Origin of the sequence: Streptomyces sp. HSW2009 (genome assembly GCF_040240285.1) — a bacterium.
Lineage (GTDB): Bacteria > Actinomycetota > Actinomycetes > Streptomycetales > Streptomycetaceae > Streptomyces.
On sequence record NZ_JBEHZD010000198.1, the window covers coordinates 1 to 12,491 of the forward strand.

Consider the following 12,491-nt stretch of genomic DNA (forward strand, 5'->3'; position numbering starts at 1 on the left):
TCTTTTTTTTCAATCTCCCTGGCCCCCCCCCCCCCCGCCCCCCGGCGCCCCCCGGGGGGGGGGGGCCCCGGCCGGCCGCGCCCCGTGGGGCGCGCGAGAGAAAGGCACCGACTCACCGTGATCGTCCGCTCGTTCAAGGACATCGAAGGCACCGACCGGCATGTGAAGGCCGCATCGGGCACCTGGGAGAGCAAGCGCATCGTGCTCGCCAAGGAGCGCGTGGGCTTCTCCCTGCACGAGACCGTCCTGTACGCCGGCACCGAGACGTCGATGTGGTACGCGAACCACATCGAGGCCGTGCTGTGCGTGGAGGGCGAGGCCGAACTCACCAACGACGAGACCGGCGAGAAGCACTGGATCACCCCCGGCACGATGTACCTGCTGGACGGGCACGAGAAGCACACGATGCGGCCGAAGACCGACTTCCGCTGCGTGTGCGTGTTCAACCCGCCGGTCACCGGCCGCGAGGACCACGACGAGAACGGCGTGTACCCGCTGCTGACGGAGCCCGCGGACGCCTGACGCGCGGGCGGCGTCTAGGCCGCCCGCCGGCCACTACCGGTGCTGCGGCCCGCCACGCACGGACCGTACGAGAGGAGAGGAAGGCAACACCATGACCACCGCACCCGAGCGCATCGCCGACCTGTACCCGACCCGTGGGGCCACCGAGGTGTCCACCCCGCGGCAGGACCCGGTGGTGTGGGCGATGCCGGACGGCGGATGGGCGCAGGGGCCCATCGACCACGCCGAGCTGACCGGTTACGAGCGCGACGGCTTTCTGACGGTGGATCAGTTGATCACTCCCGATGAGGTCGCCGGCTACCGCGCCGAACTCGACCGGCTCGTCTCCGACCCGGCCGTCAGGGCCGACGAGCGCTCGATCGTCGAGCCCGCGTCGCAGGCCGTGCGGTCGGTGTTCGAGGTGCACGAGATCAGCCCGGTCTTCGCCAAGCTGGTCAGCGACCCGCGGGTGGTGGGTCGGGCCCGGCAGATCCTGGGTTCGGAGGTGTACGTGCACCAGAGCCGGATCAACGTCAAGCCCGGCTTCGGCGCCTCCGGCTTCTACTGGCACTCCGACTTCGAGACCTGGCACGCCGAGGACGGGCTGCCGCGGATGCGGACGGTGTCCGTCTCGATCGCCCTGACCGAGAACCACGACACCAACGGCGGGCTGATGATCATGCCCGGCTCGCACCGTACGTTCCTGGGCTGCGCGGGTGCCACGCCCGAGGACAACTACAAGAAGTCGCTCCAGATGCAGGACGCCGGCACCCCCTCGGACGCGGCCCTGACCCAGCTCGCCGATGCGCACGGCATCCGGCTGTTCACCGGCAGGGCGGGCTCGGCAACCTGGTTCGACTGCAACTGCATGCACGGCAGCGGGGACAACATCACCCCGTACGCGCGCAGCAACGTCTTCATCGTCTTCAACAGCATGGAGAACCCGGCGGTGGAGCCGTTCGCCGCCCCGGTGCCGCGCCCCGAGTTCATCGGCGCCCGGCCGCCGTTCACACCGGTGCGCTAGCTCCGGAAGCAGCCCGACGGGGCGGCGGTGGCCCGGCCACTGCCGCCCCGCGGCGCGTTCGGACCCCATGTGCCGGGGGATGCCGGGTGGCCGGCGACTGCACGGCCGGCGGTCCGGCCGGGGCCCGGGCTCCCGCCAGGTCCCGGCCGGCGCGCGGTCAGCCGGCGAGGGCGGCCAGCGCCCGGTCCACCTCGGCTTCGGTGTTGTACAGGTGGAAGGAGGCCCGCAAGTTGCCGGCCCGGCTGGAGAGGAACACCTCGGCGTCGGCCAGCCGTTCCGCCAGATGGTCGAGGCCGGGCACCGACACGATCGCCGAACCGGGGGCCGGGATCGGCTGGTGGCCGAGTTCCACCAGGCCGGCCCGGAAACGGTCGGCGAGCGCCGCGTTGTGCGCGCCGATGCGCTCGGGGCCGAGCCCGTCGATCAGCGCGAGCGAGTGCCGGGCCGCGTTGTACGCGAGCAGGCAGGGGCTCTCGTCGAAGCGCCGCGCGGAGTGTGCGAGCTCGGTGACCGGCCCGTAGCAGGAGTCCCACGGCACCTCGCCGGCGACCCAGCCCGCGAAGACGGGCGAAATGTGGTCGCGGTCCTCGGGGGTGACCAGGAACGCCGCACCGCGCGGCGCCAGCAGCCACTTGTAGGCCACCGCCACCAGGTAGTCGAAGTCGTCCGCGCGCAGCGGCAGCCAGCCCACGGCCTGGCTGGCGTCGATGAGGGTGCGGGCGCCGTGCGCGCGGGCCGCGTCCCGCACCGCGGCGAGGTCGGCGATCCGGCCGTCCGCCGACTGTACGGCGCTGACCGCGACCAGGTCGGTGCCGGGTCGTACCGCGTCGGCCAACTCGGGCAGCGGCACGCTGCGCACCTTGAGGTCGGCGCGCACGACGAACGGGTTGACCAGGGAGCTGAAGTCGTTGTCGACGACGAGCACCTCGGCGCCGGCCGGCAGCGAGGTGGCCAGCAGCCCCGCGTACACCGCGACCGACGCGCCGGCCGCGACCCTCGGGACGTCCACGCCGACCAGCCGGGCGAACAGCGCCCGGGACTCCTCGACGGCGTCGAAGCCCTCCTTGATGTAGGGCCGTCCGGTGCTGTACTCGGTGAGGGCGGTGCGGACGGCCTCGGCGGCGTCCCGGGGCAGCACGCCGGTGGATGCGGTGTTGAGGTAAGTGGTCTCGGCCGCGAACTGCTGGCGGACCGTGCGTTCCGTTGCCAGGCTCTCCATGACCTCACTATGCGGGCCGCCCGCCCGGCGCGTCCATGCCACGGCGGCGCCGTCTTGCGCCCCGGCCGCACCGCGCTGGCCTGCGCCAAGGCCCTGCGCGCGGTGACGTAACGGCGGTGCGGCCGGGTCGCGGCCGGCGGTACGCCCCGCGCGGTGGCCGCGGTACGTCGGACGCGGTAGCGGCCGGTCAGCAGCGTTGGGCAGGGGCGCCGTTGTTGGTCAGGGGCGCCGTTCGGGGCGGCCGTCCACCCGTCGCGGTAGGCCGAGCGGGTTCTCGGCGCGCAGTTCGGGCGGCAGCAGCGCGGGCGGGGTGTCCTGGTAGACCACCGGGCGCAGCCAGCGGTCGATGGCGCCGGCCCCGACCGACGTGGTGGTGGAGGTGGTGGCCGGGTAGGGCCCGCCGTGGTGTTGGGCCGGGGCGACCGCGACGCCGGTGGGCCAGCCGTTGACCAGCAGCCGCCCGGCGAGCGGGGTCAGCTCGGCGAGCAGCCGCGCGCCACGGCCGCCACCGTCAGCTTCCCCGCCGGCCGCCGGCGCGGCGCCATCGCCCGCGCACTCGGCCGCGCTGAGCTGCACGGTTGCGGTGAGGTTGCCCGGCAGCCGGCGCAGCACCGCGCCGATCTCGTCCTCGTGCGCGTACCGCGCGACGACGGTGACCGGCCCGAAGCACTCTTCGAGCAGCAGGTCGTACGGGCCCTGCCGGGCGAGTTCGGCAGCGGGCACGGTGAGCACTCCGGCGCGGGCCAGGCCGTCGGCCTTCCCGTCGGCTGCCGGGTCGGTCTGGGCCTGGCCGGCGGGGGACGCGTCCGCGGTGGGATCGGTGCTGCCCAGGGCCGGTGCGGCGGCGTCCGGGGCTGGTACGGCGGTGCGTACCGCCGGCAGCGCGGCCCGCTCCCGTACGCCCGCGGTGTACGCGTCCCGCATCCTGGCGTCGAGCAGCACGCCGGGCGGGACGGCGGCGACCGCCGCGGCGAGTGCGGCCAGCACCTGGTCACCGGCCTCGGTGGCGGGCGCGAGGACCAGCCCGGGTTTGACGCAGAACTGCCCGACGCCCAGCGTCACCGAGCCAGCCAGCCCGCTGCCGATCTCCGCGGCCCGCTCCGCGGCGGCTGCCTCGGTGATCACCACCGGGTTGAGGCTGCCGAGTTCGCCGTAGAAGGGGATGGGGTGCGGGCGGGCGGCTGCGGCGTCGTACAGGGCACGGCCGCCGCGGATGGAACCGGTGAAGCCGGCGGCGCGCACCAGCGGATGGTTGATCAGGGCGGTGCCGGCGGCGAAGCCGTGCACGAGGGTGACGACGTCGGCGGCCAGCCCGCGCTGCTCGGCCGCGCGGCGCAGCAGTTCGGCGCAGCGCTCGGAGGTGGCCGGATGGTCGGGGTGGGCCTTGACGACGACGGGGCAGCCGGCCGCCAGCGCGCTCGCGGTGTCGCCGCCGGGTACGGAGAAGGCCAGCGGGAAGTTGCTGGCGCTGTAGACCGCGACGACGCCGAGCGGAATGCGGTAGCGGCGCAGGTCGGGCCGGGGCGGGGTGAGCGAGTCCAGCGCGTGGTCGATGGTGACGTCGAGGTAGCCGCCCTCGTCGACGACGTCGGCGAAGGCGCGCAACTGGTAGGCGGTGCGCGCCAGTTCACCGGTGAGCCGGCCGGTACCGAGCGCGGTCTCGGCGTCGGCCAGGGCCACCACGGCGGCGCCGTCCGCCTCAAGGAGTGCCGCCGCGGTGCGCAGGAAGGCGGCCCTGGTGGTGCGGTCGGCGAGGTCATCACGTGCGGCGTGGGCGGCCCGCACGGCACGGTCCACGGCGGCGGCGTCGGACTCCAGCGCGACCTGCTCCCGCTGTTTCCCGGTTCGCGGATCGACGCTCCACACTGGTGCCGGCACGGCAGGCCCCTCCTGGGTACTTGCGCGCCGTACCTCCGGCGCTGTTCGCTACGCTGAACGTCGACCGCGTGTCGAACCCGGTGCCGACCGTTTCGTCAACTAGCCGGTCGACTGGTTCACCGACCGTGACATTGACGGGACTTCGGCTGGGACATCGACCAGAACGTGGACTACCCGGGGACTCTAGGTCTGTCGATTCAAAGGGGTCAAGGGCACATGTCAGTGGCTGCCGCAGGTGGTGCGCAGGTCAAGTCCGCTGTTCGTACGGTGGAGTTGCTGGAGTACTTCGCCGCCCGTCCCGGCACGCACAGCCTCGCCTCCGTCCAGGAGGCGGTCGGCTACCCCAAGTCCAGCCTCTACATGCTGCTGCGCACGCTGGTCGAGCTCGGCTGGGTGGAGACGGACGCGACGGGCACCCGGTACGGCATCGGGGTGCGCGCCCTGCTGGTCGGCACCTCGTACGTCGACGGGGACGAGGTCGTTGCCGCCGCCCGGCCCACGCTCGACCGGCTGTGCGCCGACACCACCGAGACCATCCACCTGGCCAGGCTCGACGGCACCAGCGTGGTGCACCTCGCGATCCGCCCCGCACCGCACTTCCTGCGCCCCTTCGCGCGGGTCGGCCGCCGGCTGCCCGCGCACAGCACCGCGCTCGGCAAGGCGCTGCTGGCCACGTACGCCGACGACCGGGTGCGTGACCTGCTCCCACCGCGGCTCGACCGGTTGACGGAGCACACCATCACCGACCGGGAGCGGCTCGTCGACGAACTGCACCGGGTGCGCGAGCGCGGCTACGCGGTGGACCGCGAGGAGAACACCCTCGGCCTGCACTGCTTCGGCGTAGCCGTCCCGTACCGCACCCCCGCCCGCGACGCCCTGAGCTGCTCCATCCCGGCAGCCCGGCTGACCCCCACCCACGAACGCACCATCACCACCGCCCTCCACGCCGCCCGCGACGCGTTGGCCCTGGTGACTCGACGGGGGTGAGGGAGTCGACCGGCCGCGGTGGCTGCCGGGGCCAATGCGCCGCGGGCGGCGGCGGGCGGACGGCTGGGAATGGCTGGTCTGGCGCGCCTGGCGGGTGGGCGGGTGCGGGGGCGGCTGGAGTGCGGGAGGCGGCTGGGGGTACGGGGCGCGTCGGCCGCCGGCCCACGGGTACACGGGCAGGGGCGCGACGGTACGGAGCGCGGGACGCCGGCGCGGCCGTGCCCCTCATTACGGGACCGCCGCGGCCTGCCCCGCCGCCGTACGGCCTGGTCCGGCGCCCGGTGGCAGGGCCGCCGGTCAGGCACTCACATCGGCCGAAAGCCAGTGCTCGGGGCGTAGCCGGAAGTTGACCAGCTCATCGATGCCGGGCAGGACCCGCGTCACGTACTCATCGACCCGTTCGGCCGGCAGGTAGCGGGCGGTGATCGCACGCAACTCCTCCTCCGTCACGGGGTCCGCCGCGGTCACCGGCCCCTCCACGGTGACGTACCGGTAGGTCGGCTCGGTCCGCTGCACCAGGAGCGAGTACCGGCCGGCTGCCCGGATCAACTGCGCCTTGCGCGAGCCGCGTTCGGTCATCACCTGGACCTCGCCGCCGGGCTCGTAGGCGTACCACACCGGCACGTTCAGCGGCCCGCGCCCGCCGGCGGCGGTCACGGCCAGCGCCGCCACGTGCGGCTCGGCGAGAAAATCCTGACGCTCTTCGAGGGACAGCGGCATGCGGCACTCCTTGCGGGACCTGGACAGCAACCCGGACACCCGCAGTCAGCACACCGCACCGAGCGACTATTTCCGGCCCCGGACGACACGGACGAGATCCAGCCAGCGGAACGACCGCTGGGGTGGGGTGAGTCGGGTGCTGGGGTGAGGTGGGTGCCGGGGTGCGGCAGGGCGCGGCAGGGGACGTTGCTGGAGTGGTGCCGCCGTCCGTGCCCGGGGCGGTGCCGTTGCCGCCGCCACTGGCGTGCGCGCAGGTGAACGCGCCCGAGCCCCGGGACCCCGGGTGCCACCGCCCGGTGCCGGTGTCCGTTTCGGTGTCGGTGTCCCCTTCGACTGCTGTTTCGGTGTCGGCGGCACCGGCCTCTTCGTCGGCCTCGGCCGGACCGACGTTGCGCTTGGTGCGGCGTGCGCCGAACCGCGCGAGGTCCACATCCCGCGCCGGTGGCACGCGGTCCACCACCAGCGGTTTCCACTGGCCCCCGACAGGCCGCAGCTCAACTCAGAGACACCGTTTGACCAGCCCTTTCACCCCTCTTCCCGGGGCCGTGCGCAGCACTTGAGCACCGTGCGGGCGCCGGGCGGCGGACCCTGCTTCACCCCCGTGAGCTGGTCAAGGAACCGTAAAGCGGGCCCGGTCGTTACCCGGGACATGACCGCTATGACACCCGGCTCGAACCTCCCTCTCTCCGTCCCACGTGTGACGGTGGACGTCACCGCTCCGGTGCGGCTCGACGTGTCGGGCCTGCTCCTCACCGCCAGCGGCAAGGTGCGCTCCGACGACGACTTCGTCTTCTACAACCAGCCCACCGGGCCCGGCGTGAGCCACCGCGCCGCGGCCGGCGGCGCCGGCGACTCGATCACCGTGGACACCTCGGCCGTGCCCGCCGACATCGAAAAGATCGTGGTGACGGCCAGCCTCGACGCCCCGGGCGCCACCTTCGCCGGCACCGAGCCGACGGCCACCGTGCGGGGCGCCGACGACGGTTCGGTCATCGCGACGTTCACGCCGCCGCAGCTCGGCACGGAGACCGCGTTGGTCGTGGTCGAGGTGTATCGGCGCGCGGGCGCGTGGAAGGTCCGCGCGGTCGGCCAGGGTTACGCCAACGGTCTCGCCGGCATCGCCACCGACTTCGGCGTCAGCGTGGAGGAGCCCGCGGCCCCCGCGGCGCAGCCCGTGACGCCCCCGGCCCCACAGGCCCCGTCCGCTCCCCCGGCCGGCTTCCCGACCGCGCCGCCGGCTCCGCCCGCGCCCCCGGTGATGGCCCCGCCGCCGGCGCCGCACACCGCCCCCGCGACCCCGCCGCCACCGCCGGCCGGCACCGGCAAGATCAACCTCGACAAGGGCCGGGTCAACCTCCAGAAGAACCAGACGGTCTCCCTGGTCAAGGGCGGTCGACCGCTGCTGACCTCGGTGAAGATGGGCCTCGGCTGGGAGCCCGCGTTCCGCAGCAAGGACATCGACCTGGACGCGTCCGTCATCGCGTACGGGGCGAACCGCAAGAAGATCGACGCCTGCTTCTTCGGCAAGCTCTCCATCCTGAACGGTGTGATCCAGCACTCGGGCGACAACCTGACCGGTGAGGGCGGCGGCGATGACGAGGTCATCACGGTGCACCTCGGCGGGCTGCCCCAGGAGGTCACCGGGCTGATCTTCACGGTCAACTCCTTCTCCGGCCAGAAGTTCACCGACGTGGCGAAGGCGTACTGCCGTCTGCTGGACGCGGGCACCGGCGAAGAGCTCGTCCGCTTCGACCTCACGCACGCCGAGCCGCGCACGGGCGTGATGATGGCGAAGCTCATCCGCCAGTTCAGCGGCGAATGGGAGATGACGGCGATGGGCGAGTACGTCGACTCGCGCACCGTCCGCGGCATGGTCAAGCCCGGCGGCGCAGCGCTCTGACCCACCCGGGCACCCCCGGCCGGCCAACCGATTGCCCCGGCGCCACCGCGACGGCACCGGGTCAGTGTCCACCACCGGGTGCGCGCCCGACCCGCCACACCCCAGCAGTCCGCCCCGCCCGCCACCCGTCGTACGGCACCGGGCGGGGCGTGGGCCGGCTGGCTGGCTAGCTGGTGCCACGCGTCCGGCCACGTCCCGGGGCGGGCGACGCCGGATCGGCGCCAGAGCGGCGAGGTCTGGGCGGTGGGGTTCGATGTCGGGACGGTGTACGGACCGCACCCGGGCGACGCCCGCGAGTCACCCGCCGTGAGTCCACTGTCAGTCCCTGGACCTAAGGTAGGACCCATGATCCCGACCAACCCTCCGTCCACAGGCTCCCGTTCGCCCGCCGCGCTCGCCAATGACGCGATCCGCGACTTCGTGGCGGGCAACCGGTCCTGGTCCCCCACGGAGCTCCAGGAGTTGGACCGACTGCGCGCGGCCTGGCGACAGGCCATACGCGAGGAAGTCGTCAAGGCAGCCTGACCGCACGGGCCGACCCCGGCCGGCGCCCCGGCCACCCCGCAGCAGCCCCGCCCTCGCCGTGGAACGGCACCCCGCCCCGCAGGCCCCCACTCCGCCGCGCCGCGGGAGGCCAGGCGGGTGACCAGGAGGTCAGCGCAGCGGGGTCAGCGATGGCGAGACGGCCGACGGGGTCGAAATCGCTCCGCGAGCGGGCTCCGTGGGCGACGGTTGGACGAGCCGGGCGAGCCGTCGGTAGGAGTCGAGCATGCCCTCCCGGTCGTAGCTGCTCGTGGTCACCAGCACCTCGTCCGCCTCCGTCCGCGCTATCAGGCCGTCCAGTGCCGTGGCCACCTCGTCCGCGGTTCCGTGCACATGGCCGCGCATCGACTGCTCGTACAGCGCGCGCTCGCGGTCGGTCATCGCCCTGGCCTCGATGGCCTCGGTAGGCTCCAGTGGCGGGAACACCCCATGGGTGCGGGAGTAGGCGGCCGACCACGCCTCGGAGATGAGCAGCCGCCTCGCCTGCTCGGTGGTCTCGGCGACCGCGACGGTGCCGGCCACCACGACGTACGGTTCCGACGCCTGCGCCGAGGGGCGGAAAGCCGCTCGGTACCGCTCGATGGCCTCCACCATGCGCGCCTCGCCCGCCGCCGCGGCGATCACCAACGGCAGCCCGGCCCGCGCGGCGATCTCCGCCCCCGCGCCGGTGGCCAGCACGAACGCGGGCACCCGCAGCCCCTCGGCGGGGCGCGCGTGCACCTCGGGGTGCGCCTGCTGTTCGCCGGTGAAGTAACCGAGCAGCTCCACGAGTTGCTCGCCGAAGCCGTCGGCCGCCTCCTTGTCCCGGCCGAGCGCGCGCCTGATGCCGTCGGTGAAGCCGACCGACCGACCGAGGCCCATGTCGATGCGGCCGGGGAAGAGCGAGGCGAGCACCCCGAACTGTTCCGCCACGACCAGCGGCTGGTGGTTGGGCAGCATCACGCCGCCCGTGCCGACCCGGATGTGCCGGGTCGCCGCCGCCACCGCCGCGGCCAGCACGGTCGGCGCCGATCCCGCGACGCCGGGCACGCTGTGGTGCTCGGAGACCCAGAACCGGTGGAAGGCGAGCTCCTCCGCGAGTCGGGCGAAGGCGACGGTGTCGCGCAGCGCCTCACCGTGCTCCCGGCCCTGCCGGGTGCGGGAACGGTCGAGTACGGAGAACGGGGTGCTTCTCACGCGTGCGGTCACACAGGTAACAACGTCCTGGGCCGACCAGGATTCCCGCCCCGCTCCCGGCCCCGGCCCCCAGCCCCAGCCCCGGCCCCGGCCCCGGCCCCGGCCCCGGCGACCATCGCACCCAACCGCCTCACCCGTACCCGTACCGGCTCCCGCTCCCCGCCCCGCTCCCGGCCCCCTCCCGACCAGTCCCCCGCTTCCCTCCCGAGGCCACACCGTCCCGAGGCCACGGCCCCCACCCGCACCGCCGCTCTCTCCCTATCCCGCCACCGGCACCCCTCCCCGAGATCGGGAACGGAAACGGAAACGGGAGCAGCAACGGCCCCGCTCACCCCGCGCGATCCGCCCGTTCCGCCCCGACCGCTGGGGAGACAAGGCCCATCCCCCAGTAATCGGGCGAAACAGAACACGCGCAGAACGAACGAGGCCGTCCGTCAGCCATCAGCCGCCCGCCCAGCAGCGGCCGTCAGCCAACCCGCTACAGGCAACAGGCTCCGCCTAGCGGTCCCACTCAGCCGTGGTGACCGTCATGACCGTGACCGTGACCCGGCTTGTGCGGCCGGTTGGGCTGGCGGCGCCACGGGCCGGTGATGGCCACCATGATGCCGGGCACCTGGATGTTCGCGAAGAGCGTGTCTCCGTCCGGCGAGAAGACGACGCCGGTGAACTCGCTGTACGAGGGGTCGTCGGCGCTGCCGATGTTGAGCTCGTTACGGGCGATCGGGTACGTCTCGCCCTTGTCCGTCGCGCCGAACAGGTGCTGGATGCCGTCGCCGTCCTCGGCGATGATCAGGCCACCGTACGGGGAGACCGTGATGTTGTCCGGGCCGTCGAAGGCGCCGTCCTTCTCCGGGTCCGGGTTGACGCCGAGCAGCACCTTGAGGGTCAGCGTCCGACGGCGCGGGTCGTAGAACCACACCTGCCCGTCGTGCGCCACCGGGCTCTCGCCACGGGCGAAGGAGGAGACGATGTACGCGCCGCCGTCGCCCCACCACATGCCTTCCAGCTTGCGGGCACGGGTGACCTGGCTGTCCTTGAACTGACGGCGCACCGACACCGTCTTGGCGTCCCGGTCCGGCACGGTGATCCAGTCCACGCCGTAGACGGTGCCCACCTTGCGGGCCCGCGACAGGTCGTCGACGAACCGGCCGCCCGAGTCGTAGCACTGCGGCGCCTGGAGAACACCCGCGTCGTCGGCGAGACGGCGCAGCGAGCGGCGGCCCGGCGTGAAGCCGTGCGGCGGCACCCAGCGGTAGAACAGGCCGTTGGGCTTGTCGGCGTCCTCGGTCAGGTAGAAGTGCCCGCGCCGCGGGTCCACCACGACGGCCTCGTGCGCGTACCGGCCGAGCGCCTTGATCGGCTTCGGGTCGTGGTTGGCCTGCGCGTCCACCTCTTCGGCCGCGTGGTGGTGCCGGCGCGGGTGGGCGTACGGGTCGACCTCGAAGACGTAGCCGTGGTCCTTGGTCATGCCGTTCTGGCCGGCCTTGTCCTCGGTCTCCTCGCACGTCAGCCAGGTGCCCCAAGGGGTGCGGCCACCGGCGCAGTTGTTGGAGGTACCGGCGATGCCGACCCACTCGCTGACGTGGTCGCCGTGGCGCGACACCTCCACGACGGTGCAGCCGCCGGCCGCAGCCGGGTCGTACACCAGCCCGTCGATCAGCGGCACCGGGTGCGGCCACTTCGACCGACGCCCGCTCAGCTCGTGGTTGTTGACCAGCAGCGTCGCCCCGCGCGGCCCCTCGAAGGTGGCGGTGCCGTCGTGGTTGGACGGGGTGGACTCGCCCGTCTCCAGCGTGGTCTCACCGGTGCGCGTGATCACCCGGTACGAGAAGCCTTTGGGCAGCGCCAGCAGGCCCTTCGGGTCGGGGACGAGCGGCCCGTAGCCGAGCGTCGGGCGGTGGGGCCCGCGCGCGGTGTCCGCTGCGATCGCACCGGGGGCGGTGGCGAGCACATCGACGGTGCCGATGAGCGCGACACCGGCACCGGTGTACGCGGACTGCTTCGCAAAGTCTCTGCGGGAAAGCGGCATCTTCATCTCCTGGTGGCTGGCCGGATCTATCCGCCTGTCATGCCGCGGCCAGGGTTCCCCGCCCGGCCGAACACCAGTTGAACGCGGCAAGACATCAGAAGGGCCGCTTGGCCGCGCGGTTCGCCCCAATCCTTCCCGGACGTCCATCCTGCGCCACCGTACTCAGCGCGCACTACGCGAAGTTACGTAGCTCCTGCCCGATTCGAGCGCTCCCCTCGTACGCACGCCCCGCACCCGCCATCCGACACGCGCGGCACCCGGCACGGACCCCGCCGGGCAACCGCACCACCCCGTACGAACGGTGGCCGATACACCGCTCCGAACACATGCCCCCGACCGACAAATCACCCCATACACGCGCCACCCGACCAGTCCGTCACCCCGAACGCGTACGTCCGACTCCCCACACACCACGACCGCCCCGCCCCCGCGACCCCGCGCCCCGGCCACCTCCCCCGGGGGGGGGGCCGCCCCGGCCCGGGGGGGGGGGGGCCGGGGGGGGGGGCGGGCGCGG

10 protein-coding genes are annotated in these 12,491 nt (G+C 73.4%); 5 read left to right on the forward strand and 5 right to left on the reverse strand.

The annotated features are described in order from the left end of the window. The first annotated feature begins 117 nt into the window (after positions 1-117). A complete protein-coding gene (locus AAHZ94_RS16595) occupies positions 118-522 on the forward strand; it encodes an ectoine synthase (RefSeq protein ID WP_349993677.1) in 405 nt (134 codons plus the stop codon). Between the two features lie 91 nt (positions 523-613). Continuing rightward, positions 614-1,525: an ectoine hydroxylase gene (gene thpD / locus AAHZ94_RS16600; RefSeq protein WP_349993666.1), complete on the forward strand. Its 912-nt coding sequence runs from the start codon at positions 614-616 to the stop codon at positions 1,523-1,525. Positions 1,526-1,682: 157 nt separating this feature from the next. Here the strand turns inward: thpD and AAHZ94_RS16605 are convergent, their stop codons facing one another. After that, entirely contained in the window at positions 1,683-2,744 is a 1,062-nt protein-coding gene (locus AAHZ94_RS16605) for an aminotransferase class V-fold PLP-dependent enzyme (RefSeq protein ID WP_349993667.1), read from the reverse strand. 219 nt (positions 2,745-2,963) lie between these two features. Next, positions 2,964-4,622 (reverse strand): aldehyde dehydrogenase (NADP(+)), encoded by a 1,659-nt coding sequence (locus AAHZ94_RS16610; RefSeq protein ID WP_349993668.1) that lies wholly within the window; start codon positions 4,620-4,622, stop codon positions 2,964-2,966. Positions 4,623-4,838: 216 nt separating this feature from the next. Between AAHZ94_RS16610 and AAHZ94_RS16615 the strand changes: the two genes are divergently transcribed. After that, positions 4,839-5,609, forward strand: coding sequence for an IclR family transcriptional regulator (locus tag AAHZ94_RS16615; protein ID WP_349993670.1), 771 nt, complete (start codon positions 4,839-4,841; stop codon positions 5,607-5,609). 297 nt (positions 5,610-5,906) lie between these two features. On the opposite strand, the gene AAHZ94_RS16620 is transcribed toward AAHZ94_RS16615, so the two are convergent. Then, positions 5,907-6,329, reverse strand: coding sequence for a pyridoxamine 5'-phosphate oxidase family protein (locus tag AAHZ94_RS16620; RefSeq protein WP_349993671.1), 423 nt, complete (start codon positions 6,327-6,329; stop codon positions 5,907-5,909). A gap of 658 nt (positions 6,330-6,987) precedes the next feature. Here AAHZ94_RS16620 and AAHZ94_RS16625 point away from each other — a divergent pair. Together AAHZ94_RS16625 and AAHZ94_RS16630 are read left to right on the forward strand one after the other, a co-directional pair. Further along, positions 6,988-8,229, forward strand: a complete 1,242-nt coding sequence (locus AAHZ94_RS16625) for a TerD family protein (RefSeq protein WP_349993678.1) — start codon at positions 6,988-6,990, stop codon at positions 8,227-8,229. Positions 8,230-8,574: 345 nt separating this feature from the next. Continuing rightward, the gene (locus tag AAHZ94_RS16630; protein WP_349993673.1) at positions 8,575-8,754 is read left to right on the forward strand and encodes a hypothetical protein; all 180 of its coding nucleotides are present in this window, start codon (positions 8,575-8,577) and stop codon (positions 8,752-8,754) included. Positions 8,755-8,883: 129 nt separating this feature from the next. On the opposite strand, the gene AAHZ94_RS16635 is transcribed toward AAHZ94_RS16630, so the two are convergent. Together AAHZ94_RS16635 and AAHZ94_RS16640 are read right to left on the reverse strand one after the other, a co-directional pair. After that, the gene (locus AAHZ94_RS16635) at positions 8,884-9,960 is read right to left on the reverse strand and encodes an MsnO8 family LLM class oxidoreductase (RefSeq protein WP_349993674.1); all 1,077 of its coding nucleotides are present in this window, start codon (positions 9,958-9,960) and stop codon (positions 8,884-8,886) included. Between the two features lie 499 nt (positions 9,961-10,459). Beyond that, a complete protein-coding gene (locus AAHZ94_RS16640; RefSeq protein ID WP_349993676.1) occupies positions 10,460-11,977 on the reverse strand; it encodes an alkaline phosphatase PhoX in 1,518 nt (505 codons plus the stop codon). Between the last annotated feature and the right edge of the window lie 514 nt (positions 11,978-12,491).

Bases quoted from the DNA above. Each gene is read 5' to 3' on its own strand.
- AAHZ94_RS16605 (WP_349993667.1), bottom strand. From the start codon at position 2,744: ATGGAGAGCCTGGCAACGGAACGCACGGTCCGCCAGCAGTTCGCGGCC.
- AAHZ94_RS16625 (WP_349993678.1), top strand. From the start codon at position 6,988: ATGACACCCGGCTCGAACCTCCCTCTCTCCGTCCCACGTGTGACGGTG.
- AAHZ94_RS16615 (WP_349993670.1), top strand. From the start codon at position 4,839: ATGTCAGTGGCTGCCGCAGGTGGTGCGCAGGTCAAGTCCGCTGTTCGT.
- AAHZ94_RS16630 (WP_349993673.1), top strand. From the start codon at position 8,575: ATGATCCCGACCAACCCTCCGTCCACAGGCTCCCGTTCGCCCGCCGCG.
- AAHZ94_RS16620 (WP_349993671.1), bottom strand. From the start codon at position 6,329: ATGCCGCTGTCCCTCGAAGAGCGTCAGGATTTTCTCGCCGAGCCGCAC.
- AAHZ94_RS16640 (WP_349993676.1), bottom strand. From the start codon at position 11,977: ATGCCGCTTTCCCGCAGAGACTTTGCGAAGCAGTCCGCGTACACCGGT.
- thpD (WP_349993666.1), top strand. From the start codon at position 614: ATGACCACCGCACCCGAGCGCATCGCCGACCTGTACCCGACCCGTGGG.